This is a genomic window from Paraburkholderia solitsugae (assembly GCF_013177695.1).
GTDB lineage: Bacteria > Pseudomonadota > Gammaproteobacteria > Burkholderiales > Burkholderiaceae > Paraburkholderia > Paraburkholderia solitsugae.
In genome coordinates this window covers 1-22,323 of record NZ_WOEY01000184.1, presented here as the reverse complement: position 1 = coordinate 22,323, position 22,323 = coordinate 1, and the positions used below count along the sequence as shown (strand labels likewise).

Genomic DNA, 22,323 nt, shown 5'->3' with positions numbered 1-22,323 from the left:
TGACCGGCGGCAGATTGACGGTCTGGGTGGGGCGCATCCGCTGACCAGCAAGGTCGGAATCGTGAGGCGCAGCAGCCGGCCCGGCATCGATCTGGAGTTCCTGTTCGCACAACTGCAGCCGGACGGCGATACGGTCGACACGATACCTAACTGCGGCAACATGCTTGCAGCCGTCGTGCCGTTCGCACTGGAAACCGGTCTGGCGACGCCGCAGGGTGACGTCACGACGTTGCGCGTCCTGACACTCAACACCGATATGGCATGCGATATCAGCGTGCAAACGCCGGATGGGCGGCTGCGTTACGACGGAGACGCACGCATCGATGGCGTGCCTGGCAAGGCGGCGCCGATCTCGATCAACTTCCTCGATACGGCAGGCTCGGTTTGTTCAGGTCTGTTGCCGACGGGGCAGGTCCGTGACCGTGTTCAACTCGATGCGACCTCCGTGATTGATGTCACTTGCATCGACAACGGCATGCCGATGGTGTTGCTGCGTGCCGATGCAGTTGGCCGCACGGGCCAGGAGTCGGTTGCCGAAATGAATGCCGACATTGAGCTGAAGTCGACCCTCGAAGCGCTTCGTTTGCGTTGCGGCGAAGTGATGGGCCTCGGCGACGTGACGTCAAAAACCTATCCCAAGATGTGCCTGATTGCCGCCCCAACTGCCGGGGGGAGTCTGGCGACACGCTGTTTCATCCCGCACGTGTGCCACGACGCGATTGGCGTGCTGGCTGCGGTGACCGTCGCCACCGCCTGCGTGCTCGAGGGCAGTGTCGCACAGGGCCTGGCATCGGTGCCGCCGGGCGTAATCAAGCGGATCTCGGTCGAACATCCGTCAGGCGAATTTAGCGTTGAGTTAGAGACCGATCCAGCCAATCCTCAGACCGTACAGCGTGCTGCGCTGCTGCGAACCGCGCGATTGATCATGCGCGGCGAGGTAATGGTGAGTGAATCGGCATTTATCGGCGGAGATGCAACATGATTATCGATTGCCATGGTCATTACACGACGGCGCCCACAGCGCTGGAAGCGTGGCGCAACCGTCAGGTCGCTGCGCTGAAAGATCCGGCTCAGCAACCGCGAGTCGCTGAGCTAAACATCAGCGACGACGAACTTCGCGAATCTATTGCCGCTAACCAACTGAAAAAAATGCAGGAGCGTGGCAGCGATCTGACGATCTTCTCTCCACGTGCCAGTTTCATGGCACACCACATCGGCAACTTTGAGACCAGCGCGACCTGGACCGCGATTTGCAATGAGCTTTGCTATCGGGTTTCGCAACTGTTCCCGGACAATTTTATCGGCGCCGCCATGCTGCCGCAGTCCCCGGGCGTCGATCCGAAGACCTGTATTCCGGAATTGGAGCGGTGCGTCAAGGAGTACGGCTTTGTTGGCATCAACCTGAACCCTGACCCTTCGGGCGGTCATTGGACCTCGCCGCCCCTGTCGGATCGCCACTGGTATCCCATCTACGAGAAGATGGTCGAATACGATATCCCGGCGATGGTGCATGTTTCGACCAGTTGCAATGCCTGTTTCCACACCACGGGCGCCCATTACCTGAACGCCGATACCACAGCGTTCATGCAGTGCCTGACCTCAGACCTGTTCAAGGATTTCCCTGAGTTGAAGTTCGTGATCCCGCACGGCGGCGGCGCAGTGCCGTATCACTGGGGCCGCTTCCGCGGACTTGCGCAGGAGTTGAAAAAGCCTTTGCTGAAGGAGCATTTGCTCAACAACATCTTCTTTGACACCTGTGTCTATCACCAGCCCGGCATTGATCTGCTGACCAAGGTGATACCGGTCGACAACATCCTGTTTGCCAGCGAGATGATCGGTGCCGTACGTGGCATCGACCCCGAGACCGACTTTTATTTTGACGACACCAGGCGGTACATCGAAGCCTCGGCCAATCTGTCACCGGAAGACCGGCATAAGGTTTACGAAGGCAATGCCCGGCGAGTTTACCCGCGCCTCGACGCAGCACTGAAACGGAAGGGACTGTGAGCACGATGACCGATACCAACCTTGGCAGCCAGCTTGGCGTTGTCAAACGCAACATCGTTCGCGCGGACGCGGCTGTGGTCAAACAGCTTTCGGGCTTAGGCGTTGCGACCGTTCATGAAGCGATGGGCCGTATGGGGCTGATGAAGAACTACATGCGGCCAATTTATGCCGGCGCCTACGCGTGCGGCACTGCAGTGACGGTGTTACTGCATCCGGGCGACAACTGGATGATGCATGTCGTGGCCGAGCAGATTCAGCCAGGTGACGTTGTCGTCGCTGCGGTAACGGCTGACACCACCGACGGCTTTTTTGGCGACCTGTTGGCCACCAGCTTCCGTGCGCGAGGAGCAGTGGGACTCGTGATTGACGGCGGATGCCGCGATGTCAAGGACCTCACGACCATGAAGTTTCCTGTGTTCTCGAAGGCGGTCAGCGCAAAAGGTACGGTCAAGGCGACTCTCGGCTCGGTCAATGTCCCTGTTGTGTGTGCCGGAGCTCTGGTTAATCCGGGCGACGTAGTGATTGCCGACGACGACGGTATCGTCGTGGTCCCGCTCGCACTCGCGCAGAAAGTCGCCGACGCTGCTGCCGCGAGGGAGGCCAACGAAGCAGAGAAACGGCAGAAGCTGGCAGCAGGTGTGCTTGGATTGGACATGTACTCAATGCGCGAGTCGCTGGAGCGGGCGGGTCTCAGGTATATCGACTGACATTGATTGTGCGATGACCATGCGTAGCGCTTTTCTGCACTGATGTATTGGCGTTGAAGATCCTGCAGCAGTTAGGCCAGGAATAACCTGAGATGGTACGAGAGAGAAGATGAGCCAGCATTTCCCAAAGACACCCGGTTGGTTGGACTGGTATCAGGGTCCTTCCAAACCGCGTTTCCAGTTGCCGCCCGGTTCAGTGGATGCCCACTGCCATGTTTTCGGTCCTGCCAAGCGCTTTCCATATGCGCCGGAGCGCAAGTACACCCCCTGCGATGCGAGCAAGGAGCAACTGTTCGCGCTCCGCGATCATCTGGGCTTTGAGCGCAACGTGATTGTGCAGGCCACTTGTCACGGCGCAGACAATGGTGCGCTGGTCGACGCCTGCGTAAGTTCGGCGGGGAGGGCGCGTGGCGTCGCGACCGTCAAACGCGATGTAAGCGATCAGGAGCTGCAGGCGTTGCATACCGCGGGCATACGTGGAGTGCGATTCAATTTTGTCAAGCGGCTGGTCGACTTTACGCCGAGAGAGGAGTTGATCGAGATTGCGCACCGTGTCGCCAAATTGAACTGGCATATCGTTGTCTACTTCGAGGCTGTGGATCTACCGGAGCTGTGGGACTTCTTCACGGGATTGCCGACGGCTCTGGTGATCGACCACATGGGTCGCCCTGATGTCTCCCAATCCGTAGACGGGAAGGAGTTCGAATTGCTCGTGAGATTTATGCGTGAGCATCCCAATGTCTGGTCCAAGGTAACCTGTCCGGAACGGCTTTCGGTATCCGGGAAACCAGCGCTGGATGGCGAGCAGGACGCATATCGTGACGTGGTGCCGTTCGCCCGGCGCCTGGTCGAGACTTTCCCCGATCGGGTGCTTTGGGGCACCGACTGGCCTCATCCAAACCTGAAGAACCACATGCCGGACGATGGGTTGCTGGTGGACTTTATCCCTCGTATCGCCGCTACGCCCGAGCTCCAGCGCAAGCTGCTGGTCGACAATCCCATGCGCCTGTATTGGGGGGAATGATGACTGCCACCACCGCGCGCGACTATCGCCAGATCCCCGGCACCTATGTATTCGATGGAGAACATTGTCAAAAGGGATACGCGCTCAACATGTTCTGCAAGTCGCTGGACCTGGAGAGCAACCGGGCAGCCTTTCGAGCCGACTCCTCGGGTTACCTCGACAGCTTCAGGCTGAGCGACGATCAACGCCGCGCCGTGCTTGATCGCAACTGGCTGGCGATGTTGCAACTGGGCGGGAACATTTACTACACGTTCAAGCTTGCGATTCTGGACGGTCTGACAATGCAGCACGTGGGCGCGGCCATGTCGGCCAACGGAATGTCGGTGGACGACTTCCGCGCGATGATGAGCTCCGGTGGCCGCTCGATCACGGGCAACCGCAGCGTTGAGGAGTGGTCTCATGGCTAAGTTCGTTGGAGGTGTCGGTACCTCACATGTGCCGTCGATTGGCGCAGCCATCGATCACGGCAAAACTCAGGAGCCGTACTGGAAGCCGCTATTCGATGGGGTGAAAGCGGCGCGCGACTGGATCGACGAGGTCAAGCCCGACGTGGTCATCGTTGTCTATAACGATCACGCATCGCGATTCGGGCTCGATATGACACCCACGTTTGCAATAGGCGTGGCCGACCGGTTTCCACCACACGACGAGGGGTATGGCCCCCGGCCCGTACCCGCGTGTTTGGGCGACCCCGCGTTGGCGTGGCACCTGACCGAATCGCTGATATTGAACGACGAATTCGATATGACGATGGTCGGCGAGATGTCGGTGGATCACGGTCTCACTGTGCCGCTGTCGCTGCTATTTGGTCAGCCAGACCAGTGGCCCTGCCGTGTGATCCCCTTGTGTGTCAACGTAATCCAGTACCCTCAACCGACCGCCTTGCGTTGCTTCAAGCTCGGACAGGCGCTCCGACGGGCGATCGATTCGTATGGTCCCGACATCAAGGTGGCGGTGCTTGGGACCGGTGGCATGTCGCATCAACTGCAAGGGGAGCGTGCCGGACTAATCAACGCGCCTTATGACAACCAATGGCTCGAGGGCATGGTAAGCGATCCGCTATCGCTGACGAAGCTCGGCCACACCGAACTGTTGCGGGAAGCGGGATCGGAGGGTCTTGAGATCATCATGTGGCTAATCATGCGCGGTGCGATGAATGAAACAGTTCGTCAGATTCATCGTTTCTATCACGTGCCTGCGTCGAACACGGCCTATGGCCTGTTGGTATTGGAGGACGCGTGACAAGGGCGATCAAGGTCGCAGTGGTTGGCGCCGGGGCGTTCGGCATTCAACATCTGGACGCGATCTCAAGCTTGGGCGGGGCGCAAGTGGTGTCACTCGTGGGTAGGGATCTCCAAAAGACGCGTGAGATTGCCGACCACTACGGGATCACGCTGGCAAGCATCGAACTGGACGACCTATTGACTCAGCCTGAGATAGATGCGGTGATCCTGTGTACTCCGACGCCGTTGCACGCAGAGCATGCAATCGCCTGCCTGCAGGCTGGAAAGCACGTGCAAGTCGAGATCCCTCTGGCAGACTCCCTCGTCGACGCTGAAACGGTTGCCCTGTGGCAGCAACGCACGGGTCTGATTGCAATGTGCGGACATACGCGACGTTTCAATGCGGGGCATCAGTGCCTGCGCGAACGGATACTGACTGGGGAATTTTCGTTACGCCAGCTCGATGTGCAGACGCATTTTTTGCGCCGCTTCAACACGAATGCCTTGGGCCAGCTGAGAAGCTGGACTGATCATCTGTTGTGGCATCACGCGGCTCATACGGTAGATCTGTTTCAGTATCAGACCGGCGAAGCGGTAATTGCCGCCAATGTGCTGCAGGGACCGATCCATCCAACGTTGGGCATTGCGCTCGATATGTCAATCCAGCTCAAGAGTCATGGCGGCGCATTGTGCACGTTATCACTGAGCTTTAACAACGACGGGCCGTTGGGATCGACATTTCGATATATTGGCGATGGCTTGACCTATATCGCCCGCTATGACGAGTTGACCAACGGCATGGGAGAACGCCTTGACCTTGATCTGCCCGAGCCGGCATTGAGCGGGGTAGCGCGGCAAGATCGGGAATTCTTCGCCGCGATTCGCGAATGCCGCGAACCGAACGCGAGCGTGGCAAGTGTGCTTCCCTGTTACCGGATATTGCACCAGCTTGCCCGACAACTGGACTGAATTCTCAGTTCGTTGATCGTACCCGTTGCGACTCGTCAGTTCATTTGACGGCGCTGACATATCAGTTATGCAAATCAAAAGATTTATCGGGCGATGTCATTCAAAAACATATAAATAATATCAAATCGATATTATGTTTAGTATGACGAAAAAATACATGGCCTGTCAGACTGTTTAACCTGAACACGCTACCCGACTCTCCCGCCGTACGGTTGTGTGGTTGTTGCATGTAGATGACTCCCGCTCCATGGCCGCGAGTCACGAAAATATTAAAATATTCTTCTAAAGGATTGGAGACATGAAAAAAGTCTTGGCAGCGGCGGTACTCGCGACCACGCTCCTAATGTCCGTTCAGGCACATGCACAGGGCAGCGTGACGCTTTATGGAATTATCGATACCGGTGTGGATTGGGAGAATAAGGCGGCCCAGGCGCCCGGTCAAAAGAGCGCGTCCGGTTCGGCTATCCGGATGACCTCGTTGTCCGCTTCGCTTCCGTCGCGATGGGGATTGCGCGGTAAGGAAGACCTCGGCGCGGGACTGAACGTCATTTTCGAACTGGAGAGTGGTTTTGCACCGAACTCCGGTGCTCTTCAGAACGGTAATCGGCTTTTTGGCCGGTCCGCGTGGGTGGGACTTGAAACACTTTACGGCACGATTCGCGCGGGACGTCAGGTCAACATGACGTACATCGCGTTGATGAAATCGACCGTTCTGGGGCCAGCCCTATACTCGCTGGCGGCGCTCGACCCGTACCTGCCCAATAGCCGTTCCGATAACACCTTAAGTTACTTCAATGAGTTCCATCATTTCGTGCTGGGAGCCACCTACAGCACCGGCCGGGATGCTGCGAGCAGCCCGGGCAACGCGACGGTGAATGGCGGGGCGGCGTTTAATCCTGGTGCAACGAATTGTCCTGGCAATGTTGCGGGAAACTCGACAGCATGCCGTCAGATTACAGCACTGGCCGGGTATTGGGGACAGGAGTTCGGGCTGCAGTTTGTTTACGATCAGTTGCGCGGTGGACCTGGTTTGTTGCCTGGCAGCGTTTCTTACGATCCGTCGATGCCGCTGTTGCTCTCGAATGCTGGCCAGACTACGACGCGATACATGGTCAGCGGCTATTTTCAACTTGGGTACCTTGCATTGCGTGGCGGCGCGATCCATCGAATGACGACCACGGCCACGGACTATCAGACCAACATCTTTTACGGCGGCGCATCGTACATGATTAGGCCAGACATCGAACTTGATGGTGAGATATCGAGAATTGCCACAACGGATCAGAAGAACGCCAACTACTACGTGATGCGCGCGACGTACCTTCTGTCGAAACGAACCTCGATCTACACCATGCTCGGTTTCATGCAAAACAATAGCCGCGCGTCCTATTCTGTTGGTGCGGGCTACTACACGGTGGCGAACGCGAAACAGACCGGTGTCCTTTTCGGGATTCAGCAACGCTTTTGAAAACATACCGTTGGCCTCCGGCACGGGGGCTTTGGTACGCAAGCAGTGTCACGCGTCATGTTATGCGTCTATGGCTTTCTCGACGTCTGCATGAAATTGCACGAGCTGCTGTCGAACGACGTCGCGCACCAACGACGTACCTTGCCCGATCAGTGAGTCGTTCAGCGCACGCGCCGGGGTCGCAACGGAAAGACTACATCTTAGAACGGGCTTGCGGATGCGATGCAGTCGCCACTTCGGGTCCCCGATGCACGGGTGCACCCCACTCAACGGAATCACGGCGCTCCCATAGCCCTTGCGGACCAGATCGAGAATCGCGGTGAGGTTCTCGATCTCGTGCACAACTTGCGGCTTCAGGCTGAGCGCGGCCATCGCGGTCGCCAGGGCCGCGTGCACGGCGTTAGTGGTGCCCGCCGTCACCAGCGGCAGTGTGGCGACGTCTGCGAGTGTCAGCGAGCGCGGCAGCGCCTTTCCTGCACGTTGAGTCATAGGCCCTGTGACGAGGTACAACTCCTCGTCGGCCAGCAGACGCAATTCGGCGACATCTGTAGGCGGCTGGTTGTAGACCACCGAACAGTCGAGTTTGCCGACACCCACCAGTTCGACCAGATTTGCCGATAAACCGTCAACGGTGCGCAGTGTGACTTCTGGCAACTGCTCGCGGAATGCATCTATGAGCGGCACAACGACCGTGCGTGCAAGGCTAGGCGGCAATCCGAGCACCAGGGTGCCCTGTGCCGGTCCAACGCTCCCTCTGACCGCGCGTTCGGCAAGTGCGATCTGACGCAGGATTATCGGGACGTGATCAAGCAGCCGCTGACCCGCGTCGGTCAGGACAAGTCCGCGGCCGTTGCGCCGGAATAGCTCAGTGCCGAGCTCTGCCTCCAGCTGCGCGACCTGGCGGCTCAGGGCCGCCTGGGTCAAGCCAAGGACGCTGGCCGCCCGTGTCAGGTTACCAATCTCGGCGATGCGCGAGAAGTGTTGGAGTTGTCTGATTTCCATGCGTCGATCCCTGCTGAAAGTGCATAACAGATATGCCGAAAATACGATTTGTTTAAATCAGATATCAATATATCTTAACACTCGTTGACACCGAGTGAACTGGCAATGGATCTGCAGCGATGGATCATTTTATGGAGGCGCGGCCGGACGGTTATCGGGATGGGCCTGTTCTGCTCATTTCTGACCTGCCTCGCGGGCACGCTGCTCAATGCGTTACTTGACCGACATTTTGAAGTGTTGGGACCAGCGGGGTTGATGCGGCGGCTGGTCGTCGGCTACGCCGGATCAGCTGCGGTTGTCGTGCTGGCATTCCCGTTTCTGTCTGGAGGTCCGCGTCAGCGGAGTTCTGACGACGGCGCGTAGACCTGCCAGTTCCAGTCGAGTGCGCCGACCTTTTACTTCGATTGCCCTTTGAACAGAACATAGGAGACTTCATGGACACCTCCACTCATCCGATCACGATCAAGCCGCGTCCGCGCGGAGCTGATCGTTACCAGTACCTGACGCAGACCAACGCAGGCACGCCTGCTGGTGAATTGCTTCGACGTTACTGGCAGCCGGTGGCATTGATCGGTTCATTGCCTGCGGGTGCTGCGCCACAGCCGATCCGCATCATGGGCGAGGACCTGGTGTTATTCCGCGATGACGATGGCCACGTCGGTCTGATCGACCGGAAGTGTGCTCACCGTTGCACCGACCTCGCGTTGGGCCGTATTGAATCTGGCGGTATCCGTTGTCCCTATCATGGCTGGTTGTTCGACGTGAATGGCCGCTGTCTGGATCAGCCTGCCGAAGCTTCATCGACCGCCAAAGACCGGATCCGGATGAAGTCCTATCCGATTCATGAGGCGGCCGGGGCGTTCTGGGCGTATATGGGTCCTGGCGAACCACCGCTTTTTCCGAATTATCCCGCGCTTGCCGGCGGGAGCGAATATCGCTACACGACGCGCTGGTTCGGCGACTGCAACTGGATGCAAGCGAGCGAAGGCAATATTGACCCGGTTCACACGTCTTATCTGCATCAGTTGGAACTGTCTAGCGCTGATATGCAAGCTCGCTGGGGCGTGTTTTCGAATCAGGCCAGACCGGAGCTGGCTGTCGAAGACACACGCTTTGGGGTGAGGCTGTACACGCTGCGCAAGATCGAAGGTGCAGATCGGTCGTCGATTCGCATTACCAACTTCGTGATGCCTAACGCCTGTGCTGTTGGCGGCTTCGAGGGCTACCTGGGTGATGGCGGTGTCACCATGCTGTGGGACGTTCCTATCGACGATGAACATCACTGGCGCTGGGAGTTCATCTTTCATCGCAGCGGCCAACTGGATAAGGCTGCACTTGAAGCGCAATACGAATCGGAGAAGGCCGAAGGCGATCGCATGCGACGCGCCAAGGGCGACCTGTATTCGCAGGATCGTGCATCAATGGAGCGCCAGGCTTACCTGGGTTTGGGGGAATGTTTTTCGGTGCACGACATTGCGATCACCCAGTCGCAAGGCGCGATCCACGAACAAAGCGGTGAGCATCTTTCGTCATCCGACATCGCCATCATGCGCGCGCGTCGGATGCTCGATGAGGCGGCGCAGGTCGTCGCCGAAGGGGGAGATCCCCGTGGCGTGGTTCGCCACCAGGAGGACAACGATTTCCGGGACATGGTCGTGATAACGGGAGAGATCGGCGCTGGGGAGTCGAAGGAAGCGTATTGCGCCGGTTACAGCGAGAGCGCGGAGCTGTTCAGGCTGCAACAAACCACGGCGTAATGCAGCGCCGGCGCGTCTCGCCGTTTCGTCCGGTGGGACGCGAGCAGTCTTTGCCGCAATGACTTCGTCTTTGTGTTACCTGAATTTTCCTGATGTATCTTGCCATGAATACCATTCCCGTTCGAGTCGTTGCCGCCGAAACCATTGCAGAAGGGATCCGCCTGCTGAAGCTGGCGCCCCAGAACGGATCCATGTTGCCGGCGTGGGAGCCTGGCTCGCACATTGATTTGCATCTTGAACAGGGAATCACTCGACAGTACTCGCTGTGCGGATCGTATGCCGACACATCGACCTACGAGGTTGCCGTCAAGCGGGAGGTCGAATCGCGCGGTGGATCGAAGATTGTCCATGAGTCGTTGCGCGTCGGCAGCGAACTAACCATCTCTGCGCCGCGCAATCATTTCACGATGAGTGCCGAAGCGGGCCACAGTCTGCTCGTGGCCGGCGGGATCGGCATTACACCGATTATCAGCATGGCACGCCGGTTCCACGATCGGCACCATACGTTCGAGTTACTGTATTTCACCCGATCCGAAACCCACACGGCATTCCGCGACGAACTGGCCAATGGGCCGCTCAACGGCTCGTGTCGGCTGTTGTTCGGCCAGCAGCGCGATGCCGTCGAGGCGACGCTGGACAATGCGCTTCGCAACCGTCCGGACCGTGGGCATCTGTACCTGTGCGGACCGCAACCGTTCATGGATACGGTTCGCATGGTCGCCGCGCGTCACGGCTGGCCCGACGACGCGGTTCACCTCGAATATTTCGCCGCAGGGGCGTCGTCGGACACGGAGCCTCAAACGTCATTCGACCTGAAGCTCGCACGGTCGGACCAGACGTTCACGATCCCGGCCGACAAGACGATTATCGATGTGCTCCGTGAGAATGGAGCGGACATTGAGACGTCCTGCGAGCAAGGGGTCTGCGGAACCTGCGTCGTGAAGGTCCTGGAAGGATGCCCCGATCATCGCGACTACTTTCTCACCGCGCAGGAACACGCACGGGGAGATTGCATGGCGCTGTGCGTATCACGTTCACGCTCGAAGTTGCTGGTGGTCGATCTGTAATCGGGGCCGCCGTTAAGGGCAGAGCTTCATTAAAAAAATGTCTGGAGACCACGATGTCGAAGCGTTTTGGCAGGACCGGCTGTGTGCGCATGATAACCGCAAGTGTCCTCGTATTACTCCCCACGAAGTACGCACTGGCAGTCGACGGTATCGCGCTCAGCGGCTCCGGCGTCATGTCCGCCGGTATGGGCGGTACCTCGATCGCGTTTCCCCAGGACAGTACGGCGGCGGCCGACAATCCCGCAGGTATGGGGTTAGTCGGGTCGCGAACCGACTTCGGTGTTCAGGTTCTGGAACCGTTGACCGACTTCGACTACGGGAGCGCGTCCAACAAGCTGCATACGGGGAAGGTCTATCCAGTTCCCAGTGGTGGCGCGAACTGGCAGATCACGCCGCGGCTGACGTTGGGCGTGTCGCTTTTTGGGGTTGGCGTGGGCACGAGTTATGGTCGACCCGCGCTCCCAATTGGAGGTGCGGGGGTGGCTCAATCGAGCTTGCAGACCGCGATCGCGGCGCCGACCGTAACGTATAGGATTACAGAACACAACATCATAGGTATAAGTCTCGCGCTGGCATACGAACGCTTCTCCGCGAACGGCGCAATCGTCCCCACGGACGACGGGGCACTCCAGCCGCTACCTTCGCACGGCGTGTCAAACGCTTTCGGCTACGGTGCGCGGGTCGGTTATATCTGGCAACCGACGCCTGCCTTTACCTTTGGCGCAAGTTACGCTAGCCGCATCCGGATGAGCCAGCTGGCCGGCTACGAAAACGACCTGCTGGTGGGGGGCGGCGGCCGCATCGATATCGGCGCGCAATACGGCGCCGGTATTGCCTACAAGATCATACCGGGCGTCACGCTTGCGGCAGACTGGTTACATATGGAGTTCTCCAACACGGTCATCGGCTCTGCGCAGGGATTCGGCTGGCAAGACCAGGACTTCTTCCGCATCGGTGCAGCATGGGACGTCAATTCACGGTGGACGCTGCGAACGGGCTTCTCGCGCGGCAATCATCCGATCCGACCATCGGTGGTTGCGCAGAATCTGCTTTCGGCGATGCCGGTCTCAACGGCGGTTTCGGCGGGCGCGTCCTATCGGTTCAACAAGACCGATGAAGTGAGCGGAGTGTTCGAATATGGATTCCCTGTCACGGTGACCGGGGACGGCGCCAGTACCGGATTTAGTGAAAGGACAAAAACGGAGGTTGTCGGCGTCAGTTACGGGCACAGCTTCTAGATCGCATACCCCGGGAGTCGATGCCGGTGAGACCGATGTCGGACCCTGTCACGAAACAGCAGCCAAGATCAGGAAAACCAATGTCTTCTTTTCCGTTTGACCCGAAGTCAGAGCTGAATGGCAACGTGCTGTCCAGGTTCTATATCGATGGGCAGTGGGTGCAGCCCGGCTCCCACGAATCTGTCCCGGTTGTCGCGCCGTCGACCGGACAGGCATTCGTTTCAGTTCCGCTTGCGGACAGCGGAGATGTGGACAAGGCCGTCGATGCCGCGCGAAGGGCCTTTGACACGGGGTCTTGGCCGCGCATGTCCGGCGCCAAGCGGGCCGATTACCTGGGAAAGATGTCGGTGGCGCTCGCTTCCCGCATGACGCTCCTGTCGCGTATCTGGACCGCGGAAGTCGGTGCACCCATCTGGTTCGCCAATATGTTCGTCCCCACCGCGGCGGCAATGCTTGATTACTATGCCGAGCTGGCATCGACTTTCGCGTTCGAGGAAAGCCGCGCGACGCGAGGCGGCGAAGCCAGGATTGTCCGCCAGCCGGTCGGCGTGACTGCTCTGATCGCGCCGTGGAACGCGCAGTTGCCGATTCTCTCGTACAAGCTCAGTGCAGCGTTGGCAGCGGGATGTACGGTAGTGATCAAAGCGCCGCCTGAAGCGCCGTTCGACGCACTTGTCGTCGCGGAATGCGCGCACGAGGCGGGCCTCCCCCCAGGTGTGCTCAACGTGATTACCGCCGACGCAAACGGCGGTGCACATCTGGTGGCCAAGCGGGAAGTCGATAAGGTCAGCTTCACCGGCAGCACCGCGACGGGAAAGGTGATTGCGAGAACCTGCGCAGACCGGCTCGCGAGAGTGACGCTCGAGTTGGGCGGAAAATCCGCCGCCATCGTTCTCGACGATGCGGAGTTGAATCCGACGCTTGCTGCCCTGGTTCCGTTCACGATGCCGTTCTCGGGGCAGATCTGCTTCGCACAGACCCGGATTCTGGTACCGCGCAGTCGCGAGCGGGAGTTCGTCGAAGCGTACAGCGTCATCATCGGCGGCCTCAAGGTGGGGGACCCCTGGGACATGACCACGCAGATCGGCCCGCTTGCGAGCCGGCGCCAGCTCGAACGAGTAATAGGGTACATCGAAGCGGGGCGCAATGAAGGGGCGCAGATCACGACGGGTGGCGGCAGGAGCTCACAACATGATCAAGGATTCTTTGTCGAGCCTACGGTGTTCGCCAGCGTGACGTCTGAAATGACGATTGCCCGGGAAGAAATATTCGGCCCTGTCGTTTCGATTATCGCCTACGACGACGTCGATCAGGCGGTGGCACTGGCGAACGATACTGACTTCGGGTTAAGTGGCACGGTGTTTACGAGCGATGTCGAGCGCGGTTACGCGACCGCGCGCCGGATTAGGACCGGGAACGTCTCGGTAAACGGACTCGAGATGGCGCCCAACGTGCCGTTCGGGGGCTTCAAGCAGTCCGGGATCGGTAGAGAGGGCGGTCCCGAAGGCTTGAGTGCATTCCTCGAAGACCAGGCGATTTATCTTCCGGCTGCGTCACCGCGCGTGCGGCAGGAGTGACGCGATGGACTACGACTATATCGTGATTGGCGCGGGCAGTGCGGGCTGTGTGACGGCGAGCCGCCTGGTCCGCGAGTGGGGGGCAAAGGTGCTGCTGCTCGAGGCCGGGCTACCCGCGAACAGCGCGCTTATCCGTATGCCGGCCGGTACATTCAAGATGCTCTTCAACGGTAGCCCATATATCAAACGTTACACAACCGCTCATCAGTCATCGCTGGGCGACCGCACGGTTTCTATTCCGCAGGGAAATGTGGTCGGCGGGGGCAGCTCCGTGAATGCGATGGCCTATACGAGAGGGTCGCGCGCCGACTACGATCGCTGGGTCGCCGCGACCGGCGATCCCGGCTGGTCGTGGGACGGCCTGATTCCTTATTTCCGCAAACAGGAAGGCAACCAGCGGCTCGACAATGAAGCTCACGGTGCGGACGGCCCGCTAAAGGTATCGGATCCGTTGTACAGGGCCGACGTGGCGGACCGGTTTGTGCGAGCGATGCAGCGCCAGGGCTTGCCGTTTGCGACGGACTTCAACGCCGGAACTTTGCGTGGGGTAGGTTACATGCAGACCACCACGCACGGGGGACAACGATGTAGCGCAGCGGATGCGTTTCTCGCTCCGGTCATGGCCGATCCGCGCCTGTCGCTGATCACCCAGGCCAACGTGCATCGAATTCTGTTCAACGGGGATCGCGCTATCGGCGTCGAATATATGACAGGCGGCACGCTCGTGCGCGCACGAGCATCGGCTGAAGTGATCGTTTGTGCCGGGGCGTTCGCGACACCCAAGCTGCTCATGCTGTCCGGCATCGGTCCGGCTGCGCATCTACGCGAGCTTGGGGTGGACGTGCGCGTCGATTCGCCGGGTGTCGGCGAACATCTGCAGGATCATAACGTCGCAGTCGTGTCGATGACCACCCGCGGACAACACGGATACTTTGGCGAGGACAGGGGGCGTCGTGCGCTGTTGAACGGACTCCAATATCTTGCGTTCCACAACGGCCCGATTGCGTCGAACGGTGCGGAAACCATGGCATTCGTCAATCTTCGGGTTCCGGATGGGGAACCGGACTTGCAGCTTTATTGCATTGGCGTCATGTGGCCGGATCCCCAGGCTCCGAAGCCGACCTACGGGATGACGCTGATGGCAAACCTTGTACAGCCTCGGTCTCGCGGAACCGTGCGGCTGATATCGGCAGACCCCACAGATGACGCACTCGTCAGTCCGAACTGGCTCGCCGATGATGGAGATACGGAGCGACTCGTCGAAGCGATACGGTATCTGAGAGGCATCGCGGCACGCGAACCGTTTGTGTCCATCGTGACAGAAGAGGTTGGACCGGGAACCAGGCTGCAGTCGGACGATGCACTCTCCGATTACATCAGGCGAACCACGGAATCCAACTACCATCCGGTTGGCACGTGCAGGATGGGACGCCCCAACGACTTCATGTCGGTATTGACTCCGGATCTCAAGGTGAAGGGCGCCAACGGCTTGCGCGTGTTCGACGCATCGATGATGCCGTCGATCATCAGTTCCAATACGAACGCGACGGTCATGGCCGTTGCCGATCGTGCGGTCGACATCATGATGTCACGGACGATGGCGGTGCCTTCCGCCGGCGGCGATGTGTTAGCGATGCAACCTGAGTGAAACCATGGCGACAGCGCGGGCGTGTGCAGCGGGAGACTCTTCCTGCTATTTCGACCGCGTTTCTTTGTGTGCTTTGGGTAAGTGCTCTTTGCACAAACAGGCTTGACATATGACGTCAAATGCACGCCGCCCCCTGGTAATGGTGGCGCTTGATGGTCAGGTGAAATACGTCAACGACGCGTTCGTGGAATCGCTCGGATGGTCCCGAGACGCTTTGCTCGGTTTTGTCGCATTAACGCGGTCAAGTAACATTCGTCTACCGCAACGCATGACAAGCATGATGGCAAAGACGAACTCGCCGCGCAAGACGCTGCCCGCTGGCATTGGCAAGGTACTGAAGCGGCTGCACTACCCGCTGGACGTGATCCTGCTGTGCGTCCGGTGGTACGTGGCGTACTCACTGAGCCTGCGTAACCTCGAGGAAATGATGGCCGAGCGGGGTATCGAGGTGGATCATTCGAGCGTGCACCGGTGGGTTATCAAGCTGCTGCCGGTGTTTGAAAAAGCATTCCGCAAACGCAAACGGCCTGTCGGAAAGAGCTGGCGCGTTGACAAGACCTACGTCAAGGTCAAAGGCCAATGTAAATACTTGTACCGTGCCGTCGACAAGGCGGGCAACACGGTGGATTTCCTGCTGCGCGCCCATCGTGATAAGGCCGCTGCTCGCCGCTACTTCGCGAAGGCGATTGAACAGAACGGTGAGCCCGAGACAATTACCGTGGACAGGAGCGGCGCGAATCTAGCTGCACTTGAAGCGCTCAATGCCGAGCGTTCAACGCCGATCAAGGTCCGGCAAAACAAATACCTGAACAACGTCGTCGAGCAGGATCACCGGGCCATCAAACGCATCATCAAGCCGATGATGGGGTTCAAGGATTTCCGGTGTGCGCGCATCATCCTGTCCGGCATAGAGATCGCGCACATGATTCGCAAGGGACAGATGTGTGACGATGGCGTTGCATCGACCGCAGCCGAACAATTCTATTCTCTCGTGATGTAAGCAATCCTCTTCATGTCAAGGGACTGATCGTCGCATCGTCCTTAACGCGACACAACCATATGACGCCAATATTCAGATGGCCGGACTCTTTGTTCCCGAGGCCGTGGAGGTTGTGCGTGGCGGCGCAGATACCGATTCGTTCACGTTGTTTCAAGTGTGCGACGGACGCGTGATTGCTGCCGCGTCTGTTAACGCGGCGCGTGACATGAGGTTCGCGAAACAATTGATCAAGACTGCGCGCCAGGTCGACCCCATGGCGCTAGCGGATCCCATGATTCGCCTGGACAAGTTGCCGGATATCGGCGAGTAAAGGCGTTATTCGACTAACTTGCGAACGTTCGCTTTCAACGAGTTGCGTAATTCGCATCTCGTCACAGAGGAGCAGGTAGTGATGGAGACTAAGAAGAAAGTCGAGTGGGAACGCATTCCCATCATTATTAACTTTACCGAAGCCTTGCGCTTCGCGGAGACTTACGGATATGCCGGCACTCAGGGCACGGTCTGGCTTGAGGGCCAGCATTTCAGGCCGAAGGACCAACCGTCCGACACGGTCTATATCGTTATGCATCCGTCCTCGGTGTTGCAGTTGCTGCCGCTGCCGACAGCCTTGGCTGACGCAGGGCTACATGTCATCTGTGCGAGTAGCCGCTACGCCAGGAATGATAGCGCGCTTATCATGGAGAAAGTCTGTTACGACCTGGGACAATATGTACGCTGGGCAAAGGCGACGGCTGGCTATAAACGGGTCGTATTGATCGGATGGTCAGGGGGCGGTGCGCTGTCCTTATTCTACCAAGGGCAGGCGGAGCGGCCGTCGATCACACACACGCCGGCCGGGGACGAATATGACCTGACGTCCGCGAAACTGATCCCAGCCGATGGTGTTGTCTTCATTGCGGCCCACCTAAGCCGTGCCGAAACGCTCACGGAGATACTCGATCCCTCCGTGAAGGATGAGTTCAATCCCGATGATCGAGATCTTGATCTTGACATTTACGATCCTGCCTGCCCGCATCAACCTCCCTATGATGCGGAGTTCATAGCTCGCTTCCGCGCAGCGCAACTCGCTCGAAGCAGGAAGATCACGGACTTCGCGGAGAACACGCTGGCCCATCTGAAGGCAAAGGACGATGGCGAAATGGAACGGGCCTTCGTCGTGCACCGCACTTGGTGCGATTTACGTTGGCTTGATCTGTCCATTCATCCGAACGGCCGCCAGCCAAATATCACGATCATGGGGCCTCCAAAGGTTGCGAACAGTGCGCCAGCGGGGCTGGCCCGTTACACCTCGCTACGCTCCTGGTTGTCGCAGTGGTCCATCCATCGTTCGAACGCGAAGGGAGCGGACTCGGCGAGTCGGATCACGAATGCCCCGGTTCTGCAGATCGAGAACCAGGCGGATGACAGCGTGCCTGTGACGCACAATCCCATCGTCCATAACGCTCTCGGCACGCCGGACAAGGAATTTGTGCGTATCCATGGCGCTAATCACTATTATGCCGGTCAGCCGCAGCAGCTGCGCGAATGCGTCAGGACTGTGATCGACTGGAGCCAACGTAGGGGGTTTGTGTAGAGACGTACGGCAGAGTTAGGGATACGACTTGTCCTCCAATCACAACGGTCCATGGGCGACTTTCAGCGCTCTTGGACTGTGCGCTGAGGCCAATCTCCCGTATTCGTATGCCATGGACGAGATCCATCGTGTTGCCGCGCTGTGACGAGGCTCCAAGCTGGCGGCGAGCAGTGACGGCAGAAGACGATTGGTGTTTCTGAACCGTGTTGTAGAGCTTACTGCAACGTCCCGCATTCCGGCGCGAAGAAGGACCATGCGATCCGGGGGGCTGATCGCGCGCTTGCGAAGTCTGGGTTATGAGTCCGTTTCTCAACTACCGCAGATTGGACGTTCTGATGGAGCGCAAAGGAACCGATGCAATTCACAAGACGGTGTGTTGCCAATATCGTTGCATTCGATCGGTATCAACGCGTGACGACCGAGCGATCGCAGGTTGCCGCGGAGTATGCGGATCGCTTCGGCTTATCGCGAGGCGGCCGGCCCGAGCGCGGCACTGGTATTGCCCGACTATGCCAGCTGGTCGAAAGCGGCAAGCTGGGCCGCGCACGGCCAACACGGTCATTGGCCGAATCTTACCTGACCCGTTGCAGCCGATGGGGAAGATTGATGTGCAGTCAAGTGAGCGTTGTTAACGTTGCCGCAGCGGGCGGGCTGGGGGTGGATTGCTACGGCCTGGATGGGTAACTGGACAAGGGACGGTCCATCGATGAAAGTTGCTTCAATTGGACATAATTAAAGTGATCGACGTTTAATTGGCAATCCTATGTTTACCAGGCCGAAGAGGCTTCAATTTGTGCAGGAGGCTGCTGCACAAATTCTGGATTCGCCCATGCCTTCAGGTTGCGCGGTGACAATTTGCGCAGGGCGGGGAGGGCTGGCTTGCGCTGGATCAGTGTGGCGACACGCGCTTCAAGTTTCTGATAATCGAAACGTCGAAGGGGAAAGATTGCCTGTCTCACGAGGCCACGATGAAGCGTCTCGTGACGATTGGTGACCTGCCAAGGTGTTGGATGCCGCGGACATGGAGGCTGACTGGTCGCTGGAGGAGCCTGAGCAGGCGTCAACTCCGTTACCATCGCCTGGTATGTGAATCCGAAATCAGTAGCTCAAGCCCGCCAGTTCTCTTCGGAGCCTGGCGGGCTTTTCTTTGCCTGCGGGGCGCGAGCTACATACGGCGGTGGAGTCGCTCAACCGTTCAGTTGCGATTCGACGTTCAGGACGATCCGTGCGACCGGGTTGTTGTCTGCGGATTGCGGCGCGAACCTGATCTGGGCGAAGGTGACGATACCGAGAGCGACGACCAGGAGTGCTCCAGACGCGGCGATGCGGGTAAGGTATTTCATAGGACCCTCATTTTGATGATGTAGACAGAAACTGGACGTAGCTGGCGTGTCGACCCAACTTCAGCGGCATCTCGGTCCGCGACCCGGCAACGCCAGACGCGGTCGTCGGATCGCGCTTGCCGATCGGACAAAGTTTGTGCAGTGCAATATAACACAACCATCAGATCGCATCTACCGATTACACGGGCTTGTGCAGTGCAGTATAAATGGTTTATCCGTATGCCCGGTGCGACATCCCGTCGCGAGCGGATGCTTAAATGTTTGAGCATTTCGTGCATGAAAGATTTCTGTAGGCCATAACGGGCCGTCATGCTATGTGGGTGATTCTCGCAAGCACGGACGATGTCGAGGAAGCCGTCTCGGCAGTCTCCCCGCTGGAGCCTGCTAGTTGAAGATGGGTTTGCGAACAGTATCAATTGCGCTATGATTAGGTATCAACTGATACTATAGTCGGGAGTCGCATGTCACTGATTACGCCTGAGGCAGTGGCCGCAGTCATGGAACTGCGGCAGGTCCCGCACACGCTCGCGGAACTCGAAGCACTTGTCCGCGACGGACTGCCCAAGTCCGCGCTGCGCGCGGGCGTCGAACATGCGACGCAGGGCGCTGACGCCCGGCGTGCGCTACTTGCCCGCATCATCCCCGAAGCGACTTATAAGCGGCGTCGCGATCGGCTGACGCCAGACGAATCGGAAAAGACTGAGCGGCTGGCCAGGATCGTCGCGACGACGGCCTACGTCTGGAACGACGAAGAGGACGCGCGGGAATTCCTGTCGACGCCGCACCCGGAGCTCGAAGGGCGGGCGCCACTCGATGTTGCGCTGACCGAGCTCGGCGCGCGCCGGGTCGAAGAGCTGCTCTGGAAACTGTTTTATGGGTTGCCGGCGTGAAGTTGTTTCGAATCGCCGACACTCGACATACGGTCTGGAGCGGCACCGGCGCGATGCTGGTGGGCGGCCGCTTCAATAGTCCGGGGCGACCGGTCATCTACGCCGCGTCGACCTTCGCCGGTGCGATGCTCGAGGTTCTTGTTCATGCGCGCATCGGCAAGGTACCGAAGACACACGGATGGGTTGAAGCAGCGGTTCCCGACGATATTCGCGTCGAACTCCATTCGGCCGAATCGTTGCCAAGGGGATGGGATGCGCCAGCACTGCAGGCGGCAAGGGAGTTCGGCGACGCCTGGCTGACCGAGTCGCGTACCGCGCTCCTGATGGTACCTTCTGTCGTCGTCCGTGCAGAGTTCAACGTGCTGGTCAATCCCGCACACCCCGACGCGACGCGGATTGTTGTGACCGAGCCGCAACCCGTGGTGTGGGATGAACGCCTCTTTGTGATGCCGACGGTCGGACACTCCTAGATTACGATGGTGGTCGGCTAGCCTCGCCTCGAGGCTTTGCTCCTCAACGGAAATGACTGGGACGTGGCTTCTAGTTTAGTTCGCATCGCCACTCGCAATGGCCAGTGCAGCGTCTTCTTGTATTCTCCATGTCTGGTTGCCAAAGCCGACACGGCTGTCAGTTTCTGTTAATTGCCCCGCACAATTTGACATAACATAATTGACCGCTTTTCGTGAACTTTTTAGTTCAAATTTCCGATGTCAGTTGAACCCACTTGTCTGTAGTCCGCCACTTGAACACGCAGGGCCGACCAGTGCGCTGCATCGTCTGCGGCCCGTGAGGCGGCCGAAGCAGGATAGGGCGGCGCGTTCATGGCGACCAATCAACTGGTGTCGAACTGCAGCGTATTTTGTGGATGGGCAAATCGAGCCCCAATGTCAGCTCACGAGCGGCCCAGCCTGACTTATGACTTTGCATAAAACTGAATTTAGTCTATATTCGGTCTGAATGAGGTAACAAACGGAGGATCAGACATGCGCCTGGCAGACCATGTAAAGCCAATCAGCTACCTGAAAAGCGACGCAGCACAGATTGTCAAGGATTTGACGGCTTCTGGCGAGCCGCTGCTTATCACGCAGAATGGCGAGGCGAAGCTCGTCGTTCAGGACGTGCAAAGCTATGAGGACACCCAGCAAACGCTGGCGCTGCTCAAAATTCTGGCCTTGGGCCAGAAGGACATCGAGCAGGGGAAATTCAAGGATGCCGGCGAATTTCTCGCCGAACTCGACGACCTTGATCGGAAGGAGCAAATCCGCTGATGGGGCAGACGAAGTTCAAGCTCCTGATTCTCGAAGAGGCACAGGAGGATACGAAGGATTTGCGTCGCTACATCCTCAAAAGCTTCGGTGCCGAGACGTGGAAGCAGACGTCCGCGGAATTGGCCGTCACGTTTGACAATATCAGGCAGTTTCCGCAGAGCGGTTATGTCCCGGCTGAGCTTGCAGATTTCGGCGGTCTGAATTTCCGGGAAGCGCTGAGCGGGCAGAATCGGGTTATATATGAGGTGCGTAACGACACGATTTACATTCACATCGTCACTGATACGCGCCGCGATCTACAAACACTTCTCCAGAAACGACTATTGCGTTCCCGCTGGTAAATTCAGCCTCATAGGCGTTTTCACGCTGAAGTGCCGGACCACTCGCCAGATGGCGGCACACGCTTGCTCCCGAAAAAGCTCACCTAACGTAGAATGCTGATTTCCAATACGCAACTAACCGTCTGTTACGCTTGCGTACACCTCAAAACACAAACCCGCCTACAACACGTCAGCCGCCTGAAAAATTAATGGACACGTACGTCTCCTAGAACTGGTTGCGG

General features: G+C 58.5%; 23 protein-coding genes. 20 read left to right on the top strand and 3 right to left on the bottom strand.

The window, feature by feature from the left end; genetic code table 11:
• From GNZ12_RS43115 to GNZ12_RS43080, 8 genes are all read left to right on the top strand, one after another.
• Positions 1-982: 4-oxalomesaconate tautomerase (locus GNZ12_RS43115; protein ID WP_172319007.1), on the top strand; the 982-nt coding region annotated here is incomplete at its 5' end.
• A complete protein-coding gene (locus tag GNZ12_RS43110; protein WP_172319005.1) occupies positions 979-2,007 on the top strand; it encodes an amidohydrolase family protein in 1,029 nt (342 codons plus the stop codon). The genes GNZ12_RS43115 and GNZ12_RS43110, both read left to right, overlap by 4 nt.
• 5 nt (positions 2,008-2,012) lie before the next feature.
• Positions 2,013-2,714: a 4-carboxy-4-hydroxy-2-oxoadipate aldolase/oxaloacetate decarboxylase gene (gene ligK, locus GNZ12_RS43105; RefSeq protein WP_172319013.1), complete on the top strand. Its 702-nt coding sequence runs from the start codon at positions 2,013-2,015 to the stop codon at positions 2,712-2,714.
• Positions 2,715-2,823: 109 nt separating this feature from the next.
• On the top strand, positions 2,824-3,738 hold the full coding sequence (locus GNZ12_RS43100; protein ID WP_172319003.1) for an amidohydrolase family protein: 915 nt from the start codon (positions 2,824-2,826) through the stop codon (positions 3,736-3,738).
• Positions 3,738-4,145 (top strand): protocatechuate 4,5-dioxygenase subunit alpha, encoded by a 408-nt coding sequence (gene ligA / locus GNZ12_RS43095; RefSeq protein ID WP_172319001.1) that lies wholly within the window; start codon positions 3,738-3,740, stop codon positions 4,143-4,145. Before GNZ12_RS43100 ends, ligA begins: the two co-directional genes overlap by 1 nt.
• Entirely contained in the window at positions 4,138-4,980 is an 843-nt protein-coding gene (locus GNZ12_RS43090) for a class III extradiol dioxygenase subunit beta (protein WP_172318999.1), read from the top strand. The genes ligA and GNZ12_RS43090 overlap by 8 nt, the downstream gene beginning before the upstream one ends.
• Entirely contained in the window at positions 4,977-5,930 is a 954-nt protein-coding gene (locus GNZ12_RS43085; protein ID WP_172318997.1) for a Gfo/Idh/MocA family oxidoreductase, read from the top strand. The genes GNZ12_RS43090 and GNZ12_RS43085 overlap by 4 nt, the downstream gene beginning before the upstream one ends.
• Positions 5,931-6,228: 298 nt before the next feature.
• Complete coding sequence (locus tag GNZ12_RS43080; protein ID WP_172318995.1) at positions 6,229-7,398, top strand: porin; 1,170 nt, start codon at positions 6,229-6,231, stop codon at positions 7,396-7,398.
• A 60-nt stretch (positions 7,399-7,458) separates the two neighbouring features.
• Here the strand turns inward: GNZ12_RS43080 and GNZ12_RS43075 are convergent, their stop codons facing one another.
• Complete coding sequence (locus GNZ12_RS43075; protein ID WP_172318993.1) at positions 7,459-8,400, bottom strand: LysR family transcriptional regulator; 942 nt, start codon at positions 8,398-8,400, stop codon at positions 7,459-7,461.
• A gap of 434 nt (positions 8,401-8,834) precedes the next feature.
• Here GNZ12_RS43075 and GNZ12_RS43070 point away from each other — a divergent pair, with 434 nt between their 5' ends.
• The 8 genes from GNZ12_RS43070 to GNZ12_RS43035 all read left to right on the top strand — a co-directional run bounded on the left by GNZ12_RS43070 (position 8,835) and on the right by GNZ12_RS43035 (position 18,260).
• A complete protein-coding gene (locus GNZ12_RS43070; RefSeq protein WP_172318991.1) occupies positions 8,835-10,157 on the top strand; it encodes a Rieske 2Fe-2S domain-containing protein in 1,323 nt (440 codons plus the stop codon).
• Positions 10,158-10,261: 104 nt separating this feature from the next.
• Positions 10,262-11,224 carry a PDR/VanB family oxidoreductase gene (locus GNZ12_RS43065; protein ID WP_172318989.1) on the top strand — a complete coding sequence of 321 codons (963 nt, stop codon included), beginning with the start codon at positions 10,262-10,264 and terminating at the stop codon, positions 11,222-11,224.
• Complete coding sequence (locus GNZ12_RS43060) at positions 11,179-12,462, top strand: OmpP1/FadL family transporter (RefSeq protein ID WP_328806198.1); 1,284 nt, start codon at positions 11,179-11,181, stop codon at positions 12,460-12,462. Before GNZ12_RS43065 ends, GNZ12_RS43060 begins: the two co-directional genes overlap by 46 nt.
• Before the next feature lie 80 nt (positions 12,463-12,542).
• On the top strand, positions 12,543-14,039 hold the full coding sequence (locus tag GNZ12_RS43055) for an aldehyde dehydrogenase (protein WP_172318987.1): 1,497 nt from the start codon (positions 12,543-12,545) through the stop codon (positions 14,037-14,039).
• Positions 14,040-14,043: 4 nt separating this feature from the next.
• Complete coding sequence (locus GNZ12_RS43050) at positions 14,044-15,687, top strand: GMC family oxidoreductase (protein ID WP_172318985.1); 1,644 nt, start codon at positions 14,044-14,046, stop codon at positions 15,685-15,687.
• A 280-nt stretch (positions 15,688-15,967) separates the two neighbouring features.
• Positions 15,968-16,687 carry an IS6 family transposase gene (locus tag GNZ12_RS43045; RefSeq protein WP_172319009.1) on the top strand — a complete coding sequence of 240 codons (720 nt, stop codon included), beginning with the start codon at positions 15,968-15,970 and terminating at the stop codon, positions 16,685-16,687.
• 34 nt (positions 16,688-16,721) lie between these two features.
• Positions 16,722-16,997, top strand: coding sequence for an oxidoreductase C-terminal domain-containing protein (locus GNZ12_RS43040; RefSeq protein WP_328806200.1), 276 nt, complete (start codon positions 16,722-16,724; stop codon positions 16,995-16,997).
• An 81-nt stretch (positions 16,998-17,078) separates the two neighbouring features.
• Complete coding sequence (locus GNZ12_RS43035) at positions 17,079-18,260, top strand: alpha/beta hydrolase family protein (protein ID WP_172318981.1); 1,182 nt, start codon at positions 17,079-17,081, stop codon at positions 18,258-18,260.
• A gap of 767 nt (positions 18,261-19,027) precedes the next feature.
• Here GNZ12_RS43035 and GNZ12_RS43030 read toward each other — a convergent pair.
• Positions 19,028-19,219, bottom strand: coding sequence for a hypothetical protein (locus GNZ12_RS43030; protein WP_172318979.1), 192 nt, complete (start codon positions 19,217-19,219; stop codon positions 19,028-19,030).
• Between the two features lie 228 nt (positions 19,220-19,447).
• Entirely contained in the window at positions 19,448-19,603 is a 156-nt protein-coding gene (locus GNZ12_RS43025) for a hypothetical protein (RefSeq protein WP_172318977.1), read from the bottom strand.
• 461 nt (positions 19,604-20,064) lie between these two features.
• Between GNZ12_RS43025 and GNZ12_RS43020 the strand changes: the two genes are divergently transcribed.
• The 4 genes from GNZ12_RS43020 to GNZ12_RS43005 all read left to right on the top strand — a co-directional run bounded on the left by GNZ12_RS43020 (position 20,065) and on the right by GNZ12_RS43005 (position 22,102).
• Positions 20,065-20,493 carry an antitoxin Xre/MbcA/ParS toxin-binding domain-containing protein gene (locus GNZ12_RS43020; RefSeq protein ID WP_046565320.1) on the top strand — a complete coding sequence of 143 codons (429 nt, stop codon included), beginning with the start codon at positions 20,065-20,067 and terminating at the stop codon, positions 20,491-20,493.
• Complete coding sequence (locus tag GNZ12_RS43015; protein ID WP_172318975.1) at positions 20,490-20,963, top strand: RES family NAD+ phosphorylase; 474 nt, start codon at positions 20,490-20,492, stop codon at positions 20,961-20,963. The genes GNZ12_RS43020 and GNZ12_RS43015 overlap by 4 nt, the downstream gene beginning before the upstream one ends.
• A gap of 513 nt (positions 20,964-21,476) precedes the next feature.
• Complete coding sequence (locus GNZ12_RS43010) at positions 21,477-21,761, top strand: type II toxin-antitoxin system Phd/YefM family antitoxin (RefSeq protein ID WP_172318973.1); 285 nt, start codon at positions 21,477-21,479, stop codon at positions 21,759-21,761.
• Complete coding sequence (locus tag GNZ12_RS43005; protein WP_172318971.1) at positions 21,761-22,102, top strand: type II toxin-antitoxin system RelE/ParE family toxin; 342 nt, start codon at positions 21,761-21,763, stop codon at positions 22,100-22,102. Before GNZ12_RS43010 ends, GNZ12_RS43005 begins: the two co-directional genes overlap by 1 nt.
• Positions 22,103-22,323 lie beyond the last annotated feature (221 nt).

What these genes read in the sequence shown, in the direction of transcription:
- GNZ12_RS43110 (WP_172319005.1), top strand. Translation starts at nt 979, where the DNA reads ATGATTATCGATTGCCATGGTCATTACACGACGGCGCCCACAGCGCTG.
- ligK (WP_172319013.1), top strand. Translation starts at nt 2,013, where the DNA reads ATGACCGATACCAACCTTGGCAGCCAGCTTGGCGTTGTCAAACGCAAC.
- GNZ12_RS43100 (WP_172319003.1), top strand. Translation starts at nt 2,824, where the DNA reads ATGAGCCAGCATTTCCCAAAGACACCCGGTTGGTTGGACTGGTATCAG.
- ligA (WP_172319001.1), top strand. Translation starts at nt 3,738, where the DNA reads ATGACTGCCACCACCGCGCGCGACTATCGCCAGATCCCCGGCACCTAT.
- GNZ12_RS43090 (WP_172318999.1), top strand. Translation starts at nt 4,138, where the DNA reads ATGGCTAAGTTCGTTGGAGGTGTCGGTACCTCACATGTGCCGTCGATT.
- GNZ12_RS43080 (WP_172318995.1), top strand. Translation starts at nt 6,229, where the DNA reads ATGAAAAAAGTCTTGGCAGCGGCGGTACTCGCGACCACGCTCCTAATG.
- GNZ12_RS43075 (WP_172318993.1), bottom strand. Translation starts at nt 8,400, where the DNA reads ATGGAAATCAGACAACTCCAACACTTCTCGCGCATCGCCGAGATTGGT.
- GNZ12_RS43070 (WP_172318991.1), top strand. Translation starts at nt 8,835, where the DNA reads ATGGACACCTCCACTCATCCGATCACGATCAAGCCGCGTCCGCGCGGA.
- GNZ12_RS43065 (WP_172318989.1), top strand. Translation starts at nt 10,262, where the DNA reads ATGAATACCATTCCCGTTCGAGTCGTTGCCGCCGAAACCATTGCAGAA.
- GNZ12_RS43055 (WP_172318987.1), top strand. Translation starts at nt 12,543, where the DNA reads ATGTCTTCTTTTCCGTTTGACCCGAAGTCAGAGCTGAATGGCAACGTG.
- GNZ12_RS43050 (WP_172318985.1), top strand. Translation starts at nt 14,044, where the DNA reads ATGGACTACGACTATATCGTGATTGGCGCGGGCAGTGCGGGCTGTGTG.
- GNZ12_RS43045 (WP_172319009.1), top strand. Translation starts at nt 15,968, where the DNA reads ATGGCAAAGACGAACTCGCCGCGCAAGACGCTGCCCGCTGGCATTGGC.
- GNZ12_RS43035 (WP_172318981.1), top strand. Translation starts at nt 17,079, where the DNA reads ATGGAGACTAAGAAGAAAGTCGAGTGGGAACGCATTCCCATCATTATT.
- GNZ12_RS43025 (WP_172318977.1), bottom strand. Translation starts at nt 19,603, where the DNA reads ATGAAATACCTTACCCGCATCGCCGCGTCTGGAGCACTCCTGGTCGTC.
- GNZ12_RS43020 (WP_046565320.1), top strand. Translation starts at nt 20,065, where the DNA reads ATGTCACTGATTACGCCTGAGGCAGTGGCCGCAGTCATGGAACTGCGG.
- GNZ12_RS43010 (WP_172318973.1), top strand. Translation starts at nt 21,477, where the DNA reads ATGCGCCTGGCAGACCATGTAAAGCCAATCAGCTACCTGAAAAGCGAC.
- GNZ12_RS43005 (WP_172318971.1), top strand. Translation starts at nt 21,761, where the DNA reads ATGGGGCAGACGAAGTTCAAGCTCCTGATTCTCGAAGAGGCACAGGAG.